Origin of the sequence: Enterococcus avium ATCC 14025 (assembly GCF_000406965.1) — a bacterium.
In the GTDB taxonomy this organism is placed as follows: domain Bacteria; phylum Bacillota; class Bacilli; order Lactobacillales; family Enterococcaceae; genus Enterococcus_A; species Enterococcus_A avium.
The window spans coordinates 688,748-706,164 of sequence record NZ_KE136357.1 but is presented as its reverse complement, the minus strand read 5'-3'; the positions used below and the strand labels follow the sequence as shown (position 1 = coordinate 706,164).

Sequence of the window (17,417 nt, the reverse complement as noted above, 5' to 3'; positions counted from 1 at the left end):
AAGAGTTGTCAGGTGTGTGTTATGGAGATGAGTGACCATACGAACCACCCACAGAAGTGTCGAAAGCGTATAAATTCCGTCAAAACTGGGTATAGTCGTTGACCTAGGATGAGCTTGGAGGAAACCTGTTTACTGATCAGGCGGCGGGCGGCATAAAGGTGGCATGAACATAACATAGGCGTCTATATGGAACGTGGGAACCCACGGGCTGATGTCAAGGGAGTATTTCAAGCGGAAGCCCCGCAAGAAAAGAGTACCGATGCAGTCATGGGGGCAGATTGGGTTGTAGTAGTGAAGAAGCTCTTGTAACGAGAGTGGAGCGAAGAACCTGAGTTATCCAGTTTCAAGGATAAGTCAACTTTAAGGAGGAGGAACTTATGCAAGAAACAAAGTCATACAATATTTCAAAACAAGCAGTTTACCAAGCATTTCTAAAAGTAAAAGCCAATAAAGGAACTTTTGGAGTAGATGAAGAATCAATTGAGGCTTATGAATATAAGCTGAAAGATAATCTATACAAACTGTGGAATCGATTATCATCGGGAAGTTATTTCCCAAAACCGGTAAAGGCAGTATCCATTCCTAAAAAGAGTGGTGGGCTGAGAGTACTTGGGATTCCAACAGTTGAAGATAGGATTGCACAGATGGTAGCGAAGATGTATTTTGAACCTGTAGTAGAACGATTGTTTTATGAGGATTCTTATGGCTATCGGCCGAATAAGTCGGCAATCCAGGCAATAGAGAAAACAAGAGTTAGATGCTGGAAAAGAGATTGGGTACTGGAATTTGATATTAAAGGACTATTTGACAATATCAGACATGACTATCTAATTGAAATGGTAAAAAGGTACACTCAAGAGAAGTGGATTATCCTATATGTGGAAAGATGGTTAAAAGCACCTTTCCAGAGGGAAGATGGTTCGACTGTTTCGAGAAAAGCCGGGACACCGCAAGGTGGTGTAATCAGTCCAGTTCTAGCGAACTTGTTTCTTCATTATACGTTTGATGACTTCATGGAAAAAGAATTTCCTAATATACAGTGGGCTAGATATGCCGATGATGGTATTACTCATTGTGTATCCCTAAAGCAAGCGAAATATCTGAAGAAAAGATTGGAAGAACGGTTTAGAATCTTTGGTTTGGAGTTACATCCTGATAAGACAAAGATTGTTTACTGCAGAGATAGTGATAGGATGGGGAACTATCCGATAACGACATTCGATTTCCTGGGCTTTACGTTTAGACCTAGAGGCGCCAAGAATAAATATGGAAAATGCTTCACAAATTTTCTTCCGGCTGTATCAGATAAAGCGAAAAAGGCGATTCGCAAAGAGGTAAGGAATTGGCGATTACAATTAAAAGCGGACAAAAAGCTAGAGGATTTAGCGAATATGTTCAATAGTAAAATTCAAGGATGGATGAACTATTACATGAAATTCTATAAATCAGAAATGTACAGTCTACTGCGCTACATCAACCAATGTCTCGTGAAGTGGGTTCGTCGTAAATATAAAAAGCGACAAGCACGAAGAAAAGCGGAACATTGGTTAGGGGAAATCGCCAAGCGAGAAAGAAATTTATTCGCGCATTGGAAAATTGGAATATTACCATCGGCTGGATAATGGGAGCCGGATGAGCTGAGAGGTTCACGTCCGGTTCTGAGAGGGCCTAAGGGGGAGGTTCCCTTGGGCTACTTACTGCAATATCTATGTTAGAAGCAAACGAGCAGGACAGCGTGTGATGAAGAAATCCATTCAATTTCTCGAAGAACAACTAAAGTTGACGGTAAATCGAGAAAAGAGTGCGGTAGGAAGCCCATTGAAACGAAAGTTTCTTGGATTCTGCATTCTGCCAACAAAGAAAGGTATTAAAATTCGCCCTCACGCAAAAGCAAAACAGCGTGTGAAAAGCAAGCTCAAACAACTCACTAAAAGAAACCGTGGAAGAAGTATCCAACTTATTTTAAAAGAAATCAAGCAACTAATGACTGGTTGGATCAACTACTATGGAATTGGTGAGATGAAAGAATTCATGAGGGAGTTAAACGGTTGGTTGAAGCGAAGAATCAGACAATATATTTGGAAACAATGGAAGAATCCAAGAACCAAAAGGAAAAATCTGATTCGTTTAGGGATCGATAAAGCGAAAGCGTATGAATGGTCAAATACAAGAAAAGGTATTTGGTCAATCTCCAAAAGTCATATTCTTCATCGATCATTAACAGACAAAGAACTGGCCCGCCAAGGATATGAGGACATCTCCTTGAAGTACCAGTTCGTACACTCAACTTATTGAACCGCCGTATACGGGTCCGTACGTACGGTGGTGTGAGAGGGGCGGAAGGTCAGTTGGCTTTCCCCTCTACTCGATTGGAGAATAGAGGTAGGTAATCCATTCAGAATCTTTACGGCGGTTTTCGAAAGGCAAATAACCAGCGTACTTATAGATATAATCAATTTTCCAACCACCAGTCTTGGTCTTTTTCTGGTGGATTAGCTGTAATAGGTCATGAGCACGCGGATCAGTCGTATATTGGCTTTTTTCAATAATATACATCAAATCTGTTAAGGAAAGAACATAGCTTTGAGGGAACATACTCTCCGTGATATGCGGGCTGATGGGGTGACCAGTAGACAATCGCTGATAGAGATTGTGCTGTAGCATATAATCGACACCTTGCTCGATCAAAGCGTTGACTTTTTCGTCGTGGGGATCAACTTTTTCTTGGTAAGTCAGTAGCGCTCGCATGGTTTTTCCAATACCGATGTAACAGGGAACCCTCATCATACAACCGCCAAATTTGCAGATACCTTTGTGGGGCCAAGTAGTTTTCTGCTGACGGTCAAATACTTGGTATTGTTTGATCCATTGAAGCGCGTTTTGTGCTTCGCTAGATTTTCCTAATCCCAGCCGACAGTAAGCCTCGAAAAGCATAGCGTTATAACAGGGAACGATTTCCTCTAATTTACCAGTAAAGGAAAAGCCCTCCGATGTGGACAGGTTTTGGTTCACAAAAGCAAGCAATTCTTGAGTAATCGGTAATTTCTCTGCATAAGGGATTTCAGCTAAGCCAATTAGAGCAAAAATTTTTCCTAATGGTTTCAACTTAGTCATTTTAGCGTAGTTTTTAATGATGTCAGAGTGATCAAGATAGTCGAATGGATCAGAGATTTCTTTATTCTGATCCACTTTCATTCGTAATACCAGAGCAGAGTCCATCTCTTTTCCTGCCTTTCTTGTCTATTTACATGTATTATCTCAAAAATGGAAAAAAATGAAAGCTGTTTTCTAACAAAACAGTGCAATTTGTTCCTAAAACCTGTATGTTAGAGATAGTAGAAAATAACGTTTAGATAGTCTAGTGGTAATAAGTCAAGATAATTTTTCAAAAGATTTTTAAAGGTAGTTAATTTTTGAAGCGCACTGAACTAAACCCGACCAAAATTAAAAATTTTTTCGGGTACTTCCAAGGATTAGCGTCAATAACATACTGTTATTTATCTATCACGCTCCTTGGTGGCATATAGAGTTGATGGTTACGTAGTAGCGTATCCACCAGACGCGTAAATTTTCTTGCGGTTAGTACGATGGCTCGTTTGTGTTTATGCTTGGGTGTTTCAGCGTATTTTTTCTTATAATACGCATGGTACTCAGGCTCGTATCTCCTTACGGAGTTGGTGGCTTCAACTAGATAATAACGGAGATAACGATTGCCTCGTTTGGCCATAGGAGTATTTTCATACTCAGAGTTACCTGATTGGTTCTGTCGCCAATATAAACCGGCATATTTAGCCAATTTGCTTTCATCTGAAAAGCGATTGATAGGGCCAATTTCAGCGAGTATACCCGCAGCATAAACAGGACCGATTCCTGGAATACTGGTTAAACATTGATATTCAGGTAGCACAACGACTAAATCGTCAATGGCTTTGTCTAAGTCTTTAATTAACTTTTCAAGACTACGAATTTCTTTGGCTAGAACACCCAAAACAATATCTACAGAGTCCTGATGGACTTTTCCTAACCGGTAGGAACTACGTATGGCTTTAGAAATTGCCTTTGCAATTCCTTCGGGATTTTTAAAACGATACTTCCCTAGTTTTTGAATTAGGTTCGCAAACTCTTCTAATGACAGTTCGGCAAGTTGGTCCATTGTGTAATCTTCCGTCATTAGAGTTACTAATGTGGCACTTAAAACGGATCCACCTTCTGCTTTTAGTTCTTTAGAAAGCGTGTTGCATTTATAATAAATGTTTTCGATAAAGTGTTGCTTTGTACGAACCAGCTGTTTAATTAGCTGATAACGCGTTCTAGTTAAGTGTTGGAGGGCAAGGTATTCTTCCTCTTTAATGATGGAGTTGACTTGCCTTTGGATGCGAAAATAGTCAGCGATATAAAAAGCATCAATTTGATCGTTTTTGTTTTCTTCAAAAATATCACGATACTTTTTAATTTTATTTGGTTGTTCAACTGAAACCATAAGGTTCAATTGATTTAACTCAAGATCTTCTTTAAAAAACATAGCTGGATGAAAGCTATATAAAGATGTGGCCTCCATTCCAATCACTAAGCTCTCTATCTCAAATTTTTGAGAAAATTCGAGAATGTATTCTTTGATCTGGCTTGCGCCAAGTTGACTATTTCCATAAGATGCTTCTTTTAAAACAGAGCAAGTTGAATCGTCTGTCATAAAGCAAGCATCTAATTTTTCAGAACTAACGTCTAAACCGACAAATAGTTTCATGTGGAAGGACCTCCTTTCATTGATTATTCGGAAATTGCTTGGGTACTGTGGGATATCCCAGAATCACGTTGTCTAACGACAGCCTCGCATAATAGAGTTTCATTCATTAAACCTCTAAGCCACCCAATCTCTACTAGGATTGGTAGAGGTCAATGGACTCAGCTAGTGTGTTGGAGGTTATACCAACGGTTCGGGTCACAGACTTTCTGTCGCAGTAAAACTGCAGAAGGTGATAGCGTCTTCCCGTAAGTCCTTTCCAAGACTTATTATTCAGGAATATCCTACAGTATCCAAGTAGTAATCGTTATTTTATTTAAACATATTAGGAATAGCCCCTAAGGGCGATTGAAGGAATGAAAGTTTCTTCAAAATATATATTACGAGGAAGGTGCATTGATGAAGAAACATCCACTAGAGGGTAGAATAGCAAAAATATTCTTTGATTCCGGGCTGCAATTTCGTATTGATTTTTTGGCGGATAATCAGTTACGCTGGACCTCTATCCGAGAGGAAGATGCAGGAGCAACAGATGTCGAGACAATTCATATTGAAGAGTATCCAGGCGGGATTTTTTCGATTGATTGGGTAGAGAAAGACGGATTGTGTGTCTCATATACTGTCGATACGGCGAATAGTTATGTAAAAAGCTTTATGACCTTCACTGATGAGGGCTATCGCGGCGGACGCAGACCATTTGTTCATGAAGGGCCGTTTCAGCTTATTCTAGAAAACGGCGAGCCAGATTTAGAACCGCTCTATTAACAGCTTTACGATAGCAAATCCGATCATTATTTTGTGATCGGATTTTATTTTGATATGTTCATTCGATATTATTGGTCTGAGGTGTATCAAGTGTTGAGCTGATTTTTTAGGTATGATCAATGTGTGAGTGAGGGGATAAGAATGATTCAAGATTTGAATCGATTGATGGATTATATTGAGGAGCGGCTAACAGACGAGCTTTCATTGGCAGAGGCCGCAAAGACGATTGGGATTTCTGAATATCATTTGAAACGGACATTTTCTTTTATTGCAGGTATTTCTTTAGTGGAATATATTAAAAATCGTCGACTGGCACTAGCGAATAAAGATTTGATTCGAGGTGAAACAGTAACGGATGTTGCACTTAAGTATCGTTATCAATCAGTTGAAGGATTTTCTCGAGCGTTTCGAGACTGGTCGGGCTACCTGCCTTCAGAAGTCATTAAAAGTCACCAGCAAAAAACTTTTCCTCGGTACTCATTTTATATTGATGTTAAAGGAGGAACTTCAATGAATTTCAAAATCGAAGAAAAACCCGCTTTTAATTTAGTTGGTGTTTCAAAGCAGGTACCGCTGCAGTTTGCAGGAGTGAATAATGCAATCCAAGAATTAGCTCAGTCAATTACAGAAAAACAAAGGGCAGAGATGCATGAGTTAGGAGACCTTTATCCTAAGCAGGTGATCAACGCATCTTATGATTTTGCTAAAGAGCGAATGGAGGAGAAGGGGGAACTGACACATTTTATTGGTTTCGCTTCGACTCAAGAAAATCCTTTTGATGACCTAAAGCAATTGTCTATTGCCAGTCAAACATGGGCGATTTTTCCTAACAAAGGGCCATTTCCTCAAGTACTTCAGGAGACTTGGGGACAAATCTATTCAGAGTGGTTGCCCTCTTCAGACTGTGAATTAGTTCAGGCGCCAGAAATCTCTTTTACCAATTTCGATGAAGGATTGGAGAACTGCTATAGTGAAATTTGGATTGCAGTGAGGGAAAAGTAATCGAACGAATCAAAGGGCACACCGATCCATAAATATACATCGGTGTGCCCTTTTCTGCTATTATCGATTGATACTTAGTTCCTTGATTTTCGTTAATTGGATTTCATCAATAAATTTATCTACCTGATTTTTGTCAATTGTTCCATTTGTTTCGAACAAGGAATTAGAAATACCACAGGCCATTGCATATCTGAGAGAATCTTCAATGGAATAACCTTGACTGATAGCATAAGCCATTCCTCCAACTGTAGAGTCGCCACAACCTGTTGTGTTCACGACAGCAACCTTGGGAATTTGAATATCATAAATAGAAGTCCCATGCTTAACAAGTGCTCCATCTTCACCTTGAGAGATCATAATGGTTTCGACATTGTCAAAAATAGGATCGTGCAGGATTGTAATTAGTTCTTTGATTGACTGAATCTTTCTGCCAATCAGTTCCTCCAATTCATGGGTGTTGGGTTTAATAAAGCTTGGTCGTACTGTTTTCTGTTTTAAACAATTTTCCAACTGTTCACCAGAGATATCCATCAAGATCGGGAAAGACTCTCCAACGATTGAGCGGATAAAGTGAAGTAAATGGTAGTGGAAATTGGCATCGTCCGAATTGACTGACCCAGAAATACAAATTACATCGATTGCGTATGTTTTTAAGAGATTACTAATATGTCTGAAAAAAAGCTGCTCATTTTCTTTGGAAAGATAGAGACCTTTTTCTACTAGCTCAGTGTGAGTGTTTCCGTCATGCATGATCGTGATTGCATTTCGTGAATTCCCTTCAACAGTCAAAAATTCAAGATGGTAACGCTCCTCAGCAATTAAGGTATCCAAAATCATTTTTCCGACAGGACCACCTAGGATGCCAGTCAAAATTACTTCTTTACCTGATTGTGCGATGACTCGGCCAGCATTGATACCTTTTCCGCCAATCGACGTGTGGGGATTTTCGACCCGATTTACTTGATCCAAATTCAATGAAGAAACAAGGTAGTTGTAATCCATTGAGGGGTTGAGCGTAATTGTTAGGATCATTCTTGCTCCTCCTTAATGATTTTCGTATAGGAGCTGTAGTAGTCAAACTGTGTGTCCGGCAATTTATTGTCGGTGACTAAATAATCGACTTCCGATAAGGAGTAGAAGGTATAAACATCCGACCGATTAAACTTGGAGCTGTCAGCCACCACGCATTTTTTCCGAGAGTGGGCAAAGGCCACTCGTTGGATTGAACCCTCGATAGAATTTGCGGTGGTGACATTATTGTCAAAGACACCATTCGTTGCAGCAAAAGCAATATCGATATTTAGATTATCAAAGCTCTTTTCAGCGATTTCTCCATAAAATTCTTCAGTTGTCCTTGAAAATTCGCCTCCTGTTAATAGGACACGATAATCTGTATTATAAATCAAATAATTAAATGCTAGCAGACTATTTGTAATCACGAATAAGTTTGCTTTTTTAATTTCTGGCAGTGCATGGAGCATGGTCGTTCCAGCACCAATATAGATCGTGTCATTATCAGAAATAATACTGTTCATAACTTTTCCGATAAATTTCTTTTCTGGTACATTGGTATCGATTTTTTCTTGAGTGGACAATTCTTGTTCAATTTTTTCAAGTTTTTGTGCGCCACCGTAAATTTTTACTAGCAACGATTTGTCGGCAAGCTCATTGATATCTCTTCGAATCGTCATATCGGAGACGTCTAAACTTGAAGGTATTTCTGGAATGGATAAGTAGTCGTTTCTATTTAACAAATCCAAAATTTTTTCCTGACGCTCTTTTTTTAACATGAAATCACCTCTAATAGTAAGCTCTTACAATAAACCGTGAAATACACGGTTATGTTTATACATTAATTAATAGCATTTAAAGAAGGAAAATGCAAGAGAAAAATGTTCAGTTGTGTTAAAGTTTGTTAAAAATATGAAATTGAATTTGCGTAAACGTGTTTTAGAATGAAATAAAATGTTAAGTAAGCGTTGACAAACAGAATGAAGCATTGTATATTTACATTGTAAAACATATGTTAACAAAGATTAACAAATAATTTCAGTTTTTGTATTTGAAAGGAGCGTAAAATTTGTGGACTATAAAAAGATGTTCGACAAGCAGCTGATCGGTCTAGAGATTGATGGTGAAAACGAAGAACAGGTATTTGAACAGGTCGCAGAGCATTTAAAGAATCTGGGTTTTGTTAATGAAGGGTATCTAAAGGGAATTACGAGCAGAGAAAAAAAATTTCCAACAGGATTGATTACACAGCATTTAAATATTGCCTTACCGCATTCAGATCCAGAGTATGTGGAGAAACCATTTGTTTATATTGCGCGATTGAAAAATGAAGTAAGGGTCAAGCAAATGGGTGATAGTCAGTTAATGAAGGTGAAAAATTTGTTCTTTCTTGGTATTAAAGATCCCAAAGAACAGGTCGGACTGCTGCAAGCGTTTATGGAATTATTTATGAACGAAGAGTTTGTCAGAGCATTTATACAGGAAGAGGATAAACAAAAAATCCATCATTTGTTTACCCAAAATATTTAGATAAGGTTTCAATTCATTAAATTATAGAAGCTGGAGGAATTCATGATGAAAAGAAGACTAATTGTTGCATGTGGAAGCGGAGTGGCAACCAGCCAAACGATCGCTAGTAAAATCGCGGGGTTATTAGAAGATGACGGGATTGATTTTCCGGTTGAAGCGGTAGATTATAAGTCCATTCAAAATGAGCTGCCATCTACCGGAATTTATGTCTATGTTGCGCAGCCGGATGACGAGGTTTTAGAAAAGGCTGAGGAATTAGGCGTGAAGGTTTTTCCTGGTATTCCATTTTTGACAGGTATGGGTGCAGATCAAATTTATGATGATATTAAAGCGTTGGTCGAGTAGCAATAGAATTAATTAAGGAAAGAAGTGGAAAACGTGAAAATATTTCAAGACATTATTAATTATATCTTAGGACTGGGTTCAGCCATTTTTGTTCCATTGATTATCTTGATTTTAGGGTTGGTCGCAGGAATGAAATTCAAAAAAGCGTTTATGTCAGCCATCACTTTAGGGATTGCCTTTACTGGGATGTCAATGGTTATCGGCTTTATGTCGAATGCGGTAAGCCCGGCTTCAGAAGCGTTGGCGAAAAATACCGGGATTAATTTACCGGCTTTAGATTTAGGCTGGACAGGTGCTGCTAGTATTACTTGGTCTTGGTCCTATGCGTTTGTTTTCTTCGCTGTGGTACTTGGTGTGAATTTCGTCATGTTGCTTTTGAATTGGACGAAAACATTAAACGTTGATATGTGGAATGTTTGGGGCAAGGCATTAACCGCCTACCTTGTTTACTTTATCAGCGGGAGCTTGTTAGCGGGATTTGCGACGGCGATTGCTCAAGTGATTTTGGAATTGAAGATGGGAGATATGTTCCAACGACATATTGAAGACCTGACAGGAATTCCATTAGTGACGGTTACGCATTTAATGAACATCTCTGCGGTATTGCTGTTACCGATCAATGTGATCATGGATAAGATTCCTTTCTTTAATAAACGAGCAGATACGAAGGCATTGAAGAAAAAAATCGGTGTTTTCTCTGAGAATTCTGTGATGGGCTTTATCATTGGTTTAGGACTTGGACTGGCAGCCGCCTATGGCGTATCTGGTTCACTGAACTTAGCCATTCAAATTGCCACAGCAATGGCTTTATTCCCAATGATCTCAAAAATGTTTATGCAGTCGCTTTCGCCATTAGCTGATGCTATGTCAGAAATGATGAAAAAGCGCTTTAAGGATCGCGAAGTATACATTGGCTTAGATTGGCCGGTCCTAGCAGGTCGCTCTGAAATTTGGGTTACTGCAATTTTATTAGTACCAGTCTTTATTGGCTATGCAATCATCTTGCCGGGGAATGCTGTACTGCCATTGGCCGGCATTATCAATTATTCAATCGCTGTGGGTGGTTTGCTATTAACTGGAGGAAACCTAGTCAGAATGCTAATTATGGGTGTAATCTCCATGCCGATTTATCTGTACGCGGCTACGTATTTGACACCGATTCTAACTGGTTTAGCGGACAAAACTGGCGCGGTTGAAGGAATTAAGAAAGGCCAGCAGATTACCTGGTCTTCCATTGAAGGACCGGAATTTCGAATTTTATTTGCGGAAGCCTTCAAAGGAAATATTTTAGGTATCGTTGGTACGATTATTTTTGTCGCAATGTTTGTTTGGTTGTATAAATATATGTCCAAAGCAAAAGTTCCGAGCCAAAGATATGAAGAATTGACAGATAAAAAAGTCAACGGTGTAAAAGTCACAGGGTAATGACTATGAATGGAGGGTAGGTATGATTAAAAGAGAGAATAAAGAAAAGACGAAATGGCTGCTTATATTATTTCTGGCGATCGTTAGTTTTATCCTGGCCTTCATGACCCAGAAGCTGATCTTTAACGCTATCGCTATTGGTTTAGCAATCTGTGTTTATAAATATGGCAATCCGATTCTTTTCAAGGAATATGACGAACGTCGGAAAAAGAGATATGAAGAAGCTTTGCAGGTTAGAGATGCAGCTCAAACAGCTATTACGAGTAGACGAATTTTCAAAAAATAGAAAAAGGTGGTCTCGAATATGTCAGATGGACGAATGATTTTTGAAAGAGAGCGCGAGGATTTAGCGCGGATCGTGAAATTGATTTTTGAACGAAAGAATACGAATGTCGCAGGCGGCAATTTTTCATTCAAAACAACGGATCAAACAGGAAAAGAATACATTATTATGACTCCGACAATGATGTCGGAAGCTTATTTAGGTGAGGTATCACCAGCGCAAATTCTAGTCGTTGAACCACATACACGAAAGATAATTGATGGTGTAGGGAAACTGACACGTGAAATCAATTTACATGAAGCTGTGTATGATACAAACCCAGAAATTAAAGCAGTTTTACATGCTCATGCACCAAATTCAATGTTTTGGGCAACAGCTGGATTAGATATGCCGAATTTAACCGAAGCGACCCAAAAAATCGGTTACGTTCCAGTATTAGATTTTGAACCGAATTGTTCTCCCGAACTAGCTGGGTTAGTCTCTGACTACATGGAAAAAGAAAAGCTTGAGCTGCCTAATATGCTGCTGCTAAACAGCCACGGTGTTTTGATCAGTGCGCCAGGAGAAACGGGCATCGAAGCGATCCATAAAGCCCTGCAGATTCTAGATACAACTGAGTGGAACGCAGAAATCGCTTATAAACAAACGATTTTCCAATCGTTAGGTCTATTAGATGGTTATTATTCAAAAGGCAAACAGGTAGGAACGATTGAAGATTTAAAGGATCATAATCCGATTTACAATCGCGAAGAGATATTTGCAGGAGGAGATTAAATTATTAGAGAAATTCCTTGAATGGAAAAGGAGAAATCCTTTTCTGTTCGAGGTTTTTTGTTTTGGGAAGATTAAAAATCAGAAAAGATATCTCGCTATTCGCGAAAGATCTTTTCTGATTTTCATTTTTTCCAGTCAAAATCAGTTAAGCAGTTGTCGATATCTTCTTCGAAAGTAGAAATTTCGATACCTTGAGCTTGGATTTTATTAGTTGCTAAACGTAAATTTCGGAAGCGATCTGTGTAACGCTGATGATCAGGCAAAATAAATTGCTCGATCACAGCCTTTTCAAAGCCTAATGCTGCACCAATGTGTTTGGCTGCTTCATAGGTTGTGAACACATTTTTGCTTGAAAAGTGATAAACACCTTTTGGCAAATTCACAATTTTATCAAATTGCTCCGCTAAGTTTTTGGCATAGGTAATGCCACGAATTTCATTGACTGTAAATTTTGTTGGTTTTTGATACAACATTGCGTTCATTACATTTTTAATAAGGTTCGGGCTACTTTTAATTCCGGGATAAGAAAGTCCCATCATCCAAGAAAGCCGAAGAATTATCGCGTTGATTTGATTTTCAATTAGAAAGGTTTCAACTTCTATTTTTTGCTTTCCGTAGACTGATGCACTGTTGACAGGAGTATTCTCTGTGTAAGGTTCTTGGTCAGACCGATTGTTGAAAACCTGCTCGGTACTTAAAAAAATGAATTGTGCCTTTTTTTGTTGGCAGATTTTTGCGATATTGATGGCGCTCTCCGTATTTATCTTATGGGCAACTAATGGATGCGCTTCACAGTCTGCCGTTTGAGAAAGGGCAGCCGTATGAAATACAGCATCAAATTCTAAATTCTCGAAAAAGCGAGTGACTGCTTCAGGTTGCGAAAAATCCACATCCCTACGAGTGACAGGAACAAATTCAACCTTGTGTTCATTGCTAACTTGGATTAATGATGCTAAGTATCCGTTAGCTCCTGTAATAGCAATTTTTTTCATAGTGTCTCCTATATCGAAATAGTTCCATTGACGGCTTCTTTTTTTAATGCATTAATAATAGCAATTCCTGAACTTGTACCAATGCGTTCTGCACCGGAAGCAATCATTTGTTTAAATGTTTCGGCATCTCGAATCCCACCAGCCGCTTTGACTTTTACTTCTGATCCTACATGTTTTTTCATTAACTTAACATCTGCGAGAGTTGCACCACTAGGAGCGAAACCTGTAGAAGTTTTGATAAAATCTGGTTTTACTTCTTTGGCAATTTTACACAGAGCGATTTTTTCGTCCTCTTCAAGATAAGCATTTTCGAAAATAACCTTTGAGATTACGCTATTTTGTCTGCAAACAGTGACGATTTTTTCCATTTCAGTTTTTAAATAGTCCCAATTTTTTTCTTTTACTTCAGTAATATTTACAACGTAATCAATTTCAGTTGCTCCAGTGTTGATAGCATCAGCTGTTTCGGCTACTTTGGCTTCAATCGTTGTCTGTCCTAATGGAAAGCTGATAGCTGCTCCAATATTAATGTCAGTATTTTTTAATAGTTCGCTGCATAGTTTAGCTTGCACCTGATTAATAGCGACCATTTTAAAATGAAAGTCTTCAGCTTCTTTACATAAGGTACGAATTGCTTCTTTAGTAGCATTTGGTTTTAGATTTGTATGATCGATAAAGCGTGCAAGTTGATCAATAGAATAAGTTTTCATGGTATTCTCTCCTTTTTATGTATTTACATATCAAATGTTAAAACATAAACAACGAATTGTCAATGTTAAAAAAATAGTTGACAACGCTTACTTATGGAATTATAGTTATTACATAAAATATTTTGTAATTACATAAAACGAAGGAGGAAATATCATTGAAATTATTGATAGTGAGTCACGGAGAATTTTGTAATGGAATCTTAGACAGTTATCAAATGATTGCAGGCGAGAATAAAAACATAGTTGCGGTCAGTTTGACTGATGCGGGAATTCAAGATTTTGTAGAGCGTCTCACCGACCAGTTAGCGAAGTTTGCCTCGGATGAAGTGTTGATTTTGACCGATATCAAAGGTGGAACACCTTATAACGAGGCATACAAGTATTACCTATCAAATGACAAGCGCGTACGAGTAGTGGCAGGAATGAACTTGCCAATGGTGATTGAGTTGGGTCTGAGCTTATCAAATAGTTCGTTAACAGCATTAGAAGAATTAGCGATTGAACAAGGTCGCAAAGGGATAACGGGACTTTTAGAGGAAGAAAACGTAGAAGAAGAGTTGGAGTTTTAGCTATCTCAAAAGAAAAAGATTTAGCAATTATTTTCAATATTTAATTAGGAGGATTTTATTATGACGATTACTTTAGCAAGAATTGATGATCGAGTAATTCACGGGCAAACAACAACACGATGGACAAAGGCACGCTCAGTTCAAGGAATTTTGGTAGTAGGAGATGACATTGCAAAAGATGATTTACGAAAAAAAGTGCTAAAAGCGGCAGCAGGGAATTTAAAATTGGGTATTTATACTACTGAACAAGCTATAGAAAGTGTGCCGAAGGGAAGAGATTCAGCAAAAGATTTCTTTCTAATCAGCAATTCTCCTCAAACATTTGCTGAGTTAGTACGATTGGGAGTTGATTTTGGCAAACTATTGAATGTTGGACCGATGAACACTCGTGAAGGAGCGAAAGTTCTTGGAAGAACGGTTGCGATTGACGAAAAAGATTATGAAGCATTCGATTATATGGATCAGCAAGGAATTGAAATTAAATTTCAGCTATTACCAGATGATGAACCAAAATCTTGGAAAGTTATGAAAGCAAAGTATGATTCATTGATGAGTTAGTAGATATGAAAGAATCAAAGGAGGAAAAAAGATGGATGGCAGTTTGTTTTTACCCGCTTTATTAACTGGAATTTTTTGTTACTTAGGTGCAATTGAGAGTCCTTGGTTATTTGGAATGAGTGGTGGTTTTTATGTAGTTGGTCGTCCGCTGGTGGCAGGATTTTTAGTGGGCATGGCTTTTGGTGATATTAAGGCAGGCGTGTTATGCGGACTAGCTGTTCAAGTTGTGTTTATTGCAAACTTATCAACTGGTGGTGCAACCAATAGTGAAATCACTTATGCAGCCTATGGCGGTATTGGTTTAGCCTTAGCTACTACAAGGGAACCAGCGGTTGCAGTTACTCTAGCGATTTTAATAGGTCAGACCTTTGGACTCATATTTTACAATACACGAATGGCTCTATATTCATTTTGGAATACGCGAGCACAGAGTGCGGCTGAAAATATTGATGATCGCGGCATTTTGCTGAATCATGTGGTTTATCCTCAAATTACGACGTTCTTACTTCGAGCAGTTCCGATTTTTGCAGCAATTTTCTTTGGACGTGGCTTAGTGGATTGGCTATTAAACAATGTTCCGCAGGTTGTAACTGATACTATTTCGGTGCTAGGCGGTGTTTTGCCTGCTTTAGGGATTGCGATGCTGATGGGAATTGTAATCAAAGAAAAGGTTCATTTGGTTTTCTTTTTCGCAGGTTTTGTTTTGATGGCTTTCGCCAAATTAAACATGATTGCTTTAGTATTTCTGGCAGCAATGGTTGCCTACGTTGTTTACCTTAGTACAGGAAAAAGCAATGGAGATAGTAAGCTTGTTCTCGCAAATAATGTGCCAATTGAGCAGAATGAAGCAGCTTATGAAGATGACGATTTGTTCTAAGGAGGGAAAAAACGGATGGAAAATCGATTAACGAAAAAAGAATTACGTCAGATTTGGAAACGTTGGGGCTTTACTCACTTATCTTCCATGAGCTATGAAAAACTACAGGCTCATGCATGGGCCTATTCCTATCTGCCGTTTGCTGAAAAGTATTATAAAAATGATGAAGAAGCTAAAAGAAGGTTATTATTAAGACATTCGATGTTTTATAATACTGAACCTCAGACGGGTCAATTGATCAATGGTATCGTTGCTTCATTAGAAGAAGAAATCGCTATTGGTGGAGATGTGCCTGAAGAGATGCCCGTAAATATTAAAACGACCTTAATGGGACCATTGGCGGGAATAGGGGATTCAATTATTCAAGGAATCATTGTACCAATCTTACTGTCAATTGGTATGGGGTTAGCAGCAGGTGGCAATGCTTTAGGTCTGATATTTTATATTATAAGCTACGGGATTATCGGTCCGCTCATTTCATATTTATGCTTTATGAACGGTTATCGGCTAGGTGTAAATGCGATTGACGTCATAATAGGAGAAAATGCGAAACGAATCACTGATGCATTCAATATTTTAGGGATCATGGTGGTTGGTGGCTTGGCTGCTTCTAATATTGCACTAACGACAGCGATTAAAATTCCTATGGGAGATGAGGTACAAAAGCTACAGACAGTATTAGATGGAATTTTTCCTAATGTTCTTCCTTTGATGATGGTCTTACTGGCTTGGTATTTATTGACTTCAAAACAAATGACGGCTACAAAAGTCATACTCGTTTTGACGGTTATTTCAGCAATTGGTGTAGTTATCGGAGTATTTTAAGGAAGTGGACGTGTTTCGAATGAAGCACGTCTTCTTTATTAGAGAATAATGAAATAAAGGAGAATGAAAAATGTACATTTTAGAACCAACCTCACGAGAACGAATTTGGGGCACAGCTAGATTGCACGAATATCATGGTGACCATAAGATTGAGAAAATTGGGTCCGTTTATTCAGCAAGTGGGATTGCTGATATTGATTGTAACGTAGTAAATGAAGAGAAAACATTTGGAGAAATGGTTGCAGAAAATCCTCAAAAATTTGGTTTGGAGGCGGGTGAGGTTTATCCTTTGATTATCTCATTTACAGCCTGCGATGAGAATCTTAGTATTCAGGTACATCCTACTGATGAATACGCGCAGTCCGTTGAGAATCTGCCTTATGGAAAAAGTGAAGCCTGGTATTTTATTGATCCGCCGGAAACAGGCTGGATTTATGCTGAACAGCAAGACCCTAGAAAATCAGCTGTTTTAGCAGCAGCCAAGGAGAATGAATACACGAAAATTTTGAAAAAATATCCAGTTGCAGAACATGATGTGATTTATATCCCGTCTGGAACGATTCACGCGTTAACAAAGGGATCATTGGTCTATGAAATTCAACAAGCAACAGATATCACTTATCGTTTTTATGATTATGATCGTACAGATATGCGAGGACAGAAAAGGGAACTACATGTTGAAAAGGCCATCGAAACACTTCAACCAGAAAATCAGGTAGAAAGGTGTTCGTTTGCATTAGGAGACTCAATTTGTCAAAGGGAATTTACGATTCAGCATCTGAAAGGAAAGCAAATAGTAGAAAATAATTCTTCCATAGCAAGTATACTTACAATAATTGCTGGAACGATTGTTATTGCCGGCAGTACTTGCAATGTCGGACAAAGTATTGTTTTATTAAAGGATGAGATGTTTGAATTGCCAGAAACGGTTGAAGCTGTCTTAGCTACACCAATAAAATATTGGAGAATATAACTATGTTATAATGGATACAATTAATCAAGGAGTAGGT

The 17,417-nt window shown here is 38.5% G+C and carries 21 protein-coding genes; 15 read left to right on the top strand and 6 right to left on the bottom strand.

The window, feature by feature from the left end:
• The first annotated feature begins 186 nt into the window (after positions 1 to 186).
• The 3 genes from OMU_RS23845 to OMU_RS03340 all read left to right on the top strand — a co-directional run bounded on the left by OMU_RS23845 (position 187) and on the right by OMU_RS03340 (position 2,295).
• On the top strand, positions 187 to 309 hold the full coding sequence (locus OMU_RS23845) for a hypothetical protein (RefSeq protein ID WP_016178252.1): 123 nt from the start codon (positions 187 to 189) through the stop codon (positions 307 to 309).
• A 68-nt stretch (positions 310 to 377) separates the two neighbouring features.
• Positions 378 to 1,622: a group II intron reverse transcriptase/maturase gene (gene ltrA, locus OMU_RS03345; RefSeq protein ID WP_016178253.1), complete on the top strand. Its 1,245-nt coding sequence runs from the start codon at positions 378 to 380 to the stop codon at positions 1,620 to 1,622.
• 118 nt (positions 1,623 to 1,740) lie between these two features.
• Entirely contained in the window at positions 1,741 to 2,295 is a 555-nt protein-coding gene (locus tag OMU_RS03340; protein ID WP_016178548.1) for a group II intron maturase-specific domain-containing protein, read from the top strand.
• 66 nt (positions 2,296 to 2,361) lie between these two features.
• Here the strand turns inward: OMU_RS03340 and OMU_RS03335 are convergent, their stop codons facing one another.
• Positions 2,362 to 3,219, bottom strand: a complete 858-nt coding sequence (locus OMU_RS03335) for a hypothetical protein (protein ID WP_016178547.1) — start codon at positions 3,217 to 3,219, stop codon at positions 2,362 to 2,364.
• Positions 3,220 to 3,493: 274 nt separating this feature from the next.
• A complete protein-coding gene (locus OMU_RS03330; protein WP_002346915.1) occupies positions 3,494 to 4,744 on the bottom strand; it encodes an IS110 family RNA-guided transposase in 1,251 nt (416 codons plus the stop codon).
• Positions 4,745 to 5,140: 396 nt separating this feature from the next.
• Here OMU_RS03330 and OMU_RS03325 point away from each other — a divergent pair, with 396 nt between their 5' ends.
• A complete protein-coding gene (locus OMU_RS03325; RefSeq protein WP_016178546.1) occupies positions 5,141 to 5,506 on the top strand; it encodes a MoaF-related domain-containing protein in 366 nt (121 codons plus the stop codon).
• 141 nt (positions 5,507 to 5,647) lie between these two features.
• Positions 5,648 to 6,508 carry an AraC family transcriptional regulator gene (locus tag OMU_RS03320; protein WP_016178545.1) on the top strand — a complete coding sequence of 287 codons (861 nt, stop codon included), beginning with the start codon at positions 5,648 to 5,650 and terminating at the stop codon, positions 6,506 to 6,508.
• A gap of 60 nt (positions 6,509 to 6,568) precedes the next feature.
• On the opposite strand, the gene OMU_RS03315 is transcribed toward OMU_RS03320, so the two are convergent.
• Positions 6,569 to 7,540: a 1-phosphofructokinase family hexose kinase gene (locus tag OMU_RS03315; RefSeq protein WP_016178544.1), complete on the bottom strand. Its 972-nt coding sequence runs from the start codon at positions 7,538 to 7,540 to the stop codon at positions 6,569 to 6,571.
• Positions 7,537 to 8,298: a DeoR/GlpR family DNA-binding transcription regulator gene (locus tag OMU_RS03310; protein ID WP_016178543.1), complete on the bottom strand. Its 762-nt coding sequence runs from the start codon at positions 8,296 to 8,298 to the stop codon at positions 7,537 to 7,539. Before OMU_RS03310 ends, OMU_RS03315 begins: the two co-directional genes overlap by 4 nt.
• Before the next feature lie 292 nt (positions 8,299 to 8,590).
• On the opposite strand from OMU_RS03310, the gene OMU_RS03305 reads away from it, so the two are divergent.
• The 5 genes from OMU_RS03305 to OMU_RS03285 are packed head-to-tail and all read left to right on the top strand — an operon-like array spanning position 8,591 to position 11,876.
• Positions 8,591 to 9,049, top strand: coding sequence for a PTS sugar transporter subunit IIA (locus OMU_RS03305; RefSeq protein ID WP_016178542.1), 459 nt, complete (start codon positions 8,591 to 8,593; stop codon positions 9,047 to 9,049).
• 45 nt (positions 9,050 to 9,094) lie between these two features.
• A complete protein-coding gene (locus tag OMU_RS03300; RefSeq protein ID WP_034875821.1) occupies positions 9,095 to 9,394 on the top strand; it encodes a PTS sugar transporter subunit IIB in 300 nt (99 codons plus the stop codon).
• A gap of 33 nt (positions 9,395 to 9,427) precedes the next feature.
• On the top strand, positions 9,428 to 10,819 hold the full coding sequence (locus tag OMU_RS03295) for a PTS galactitol transporter subunit IIC (RefSeq protein ID WP_034875825.1): 1,392 nt from the start codon (positions 9,428 to 9,430) through the stop codon (positions 10,817 to 10,819).
• Between the two features lie 22 nt (positions 10,820 to 10,841).
• Positions 10,842 to 11,105 (top strand): hypothetical protein, encoded by a 264-nt coding sequence (locus OMU_RS03290; protein WP_016178539.1) that lies wholly within the window; start codon positions 10,842 to 10,844, stop codon positions 11,103 to 11,105.
• A gap of 18 nt (positions 11,106 to 11,123) precedes the next feature.
• Positions 11,124 to 11,876, top strand: coding sequence for a class II aldolase/adducin family protein (locus OMU_RS03285; protein ID WP_016178538.1), 753 nt, complete (start codon positions 11,124 to 11,126; stop codon positions 11,874 to 11,876).
• A 122-nt stretch (positions 11,877 to 11,998) separates the two neighbouring features.
• On the opposite strand, the gene OMU_RS03280 is transcribed toward OMU_RS03285, so the two are convergent.
• Both OMU_RS03280 and deoC read right to left on the bottom strand, forming a co-directional pair.
• Entirely contained in the window at positions 11,999 to 12,868 is an 870-nt protein-coding gene (locus tag OMU_RS03280) for an SDR family oxidoreductase (RefSeq protein ID WP_016178537.1), read from the bottom strand.
• A gap of 8 nt (positions 12,869 to 12,876) precedes the next feature.
• Positions 12,877 to 13,578: a deoxyribose-phosphate aldolase gene (gene deoC, locus OMU_RS03275; RefSeq protein WP_016178536.1), complete on the bottom strand. Its 702-nt coding sequence runs from the start codon at positions 13,576 to 13,578 to the stop codon at positions 12,877 to 12,879.
• 155 nt (positions 13,579 to 13,733) lie between these two features.
• Between deoC and OMU_RS03270 the strand changes: the two genes are divergently transcribed.
• From OMU_RS03270 to OMU_RS03250, 5 genes are all read left to right on the top strand, one after another.
• Positions 13,734 to 14,147, top strand: a complete 414-nt coding sequence (locus tag OMU_RS03270) for a PTS sugar transporter subunit IIA (protein ID WP_016178535.1) — start codon at positions 13,734 to 13,736, stop codon at positions 14,145 to 14,147.
• A gap of 60 nt (positions 14,148 to 14,207) precedes the next feature.
• Positions 14,208 to 14,705 (top strand): PTS sugar transporter subunit IIB, encoded by a 498-nt coding sequence (locus OMU_RS03265; protein ID WP_016178534.1) that lies wholly within the window; start codon positions 14,208 to 14,210, stop codon positions 14,703 to 14,705.
• 31 nt (positions 14,706 to 14,736) lie between these two features.
• Positions 14,737 to 15,582 (top strand): PTS mannose/fructose/sorbose/N-acetylgalactosamine transporter subunit IIC, encoded by an 846-nt coding sequence (locus OMU_RS03260; protein ID WP_016178533.1) that lies wholly within the window; start codon positions 14,737 to 14,739, stop codon positions 15,580 to 15,582.
• Positions 15,583 to 15,597: 15 nt separating this feature from the next.
• A complete protein-coding gene (locus tag OMU_RS03255) occupies positions 15,598 to 16,407 on the top strand; it encodes a PTS system mannose/fructose/sorbose family transporter subunit IID (RefSeq protein ID WP_016178532.1) in 810 nt (269 codons plus the stop codon).
• Positions 16,408 to 16,477: 70 nt separating this feature from the next.
• Complete coding sequence (locus OMU_RS03250) at positions 16,478 to 17,380, top strand: class I mannose-6-phosphate isomerase (protein ID WP_016178531.1); 903 nt, start codon at positions 16,478 to 16,480, stop codon at positions 17,378 to 17,380.
• Positions 17,381 to 17,417: the final 37 nt, after the last annotated feature.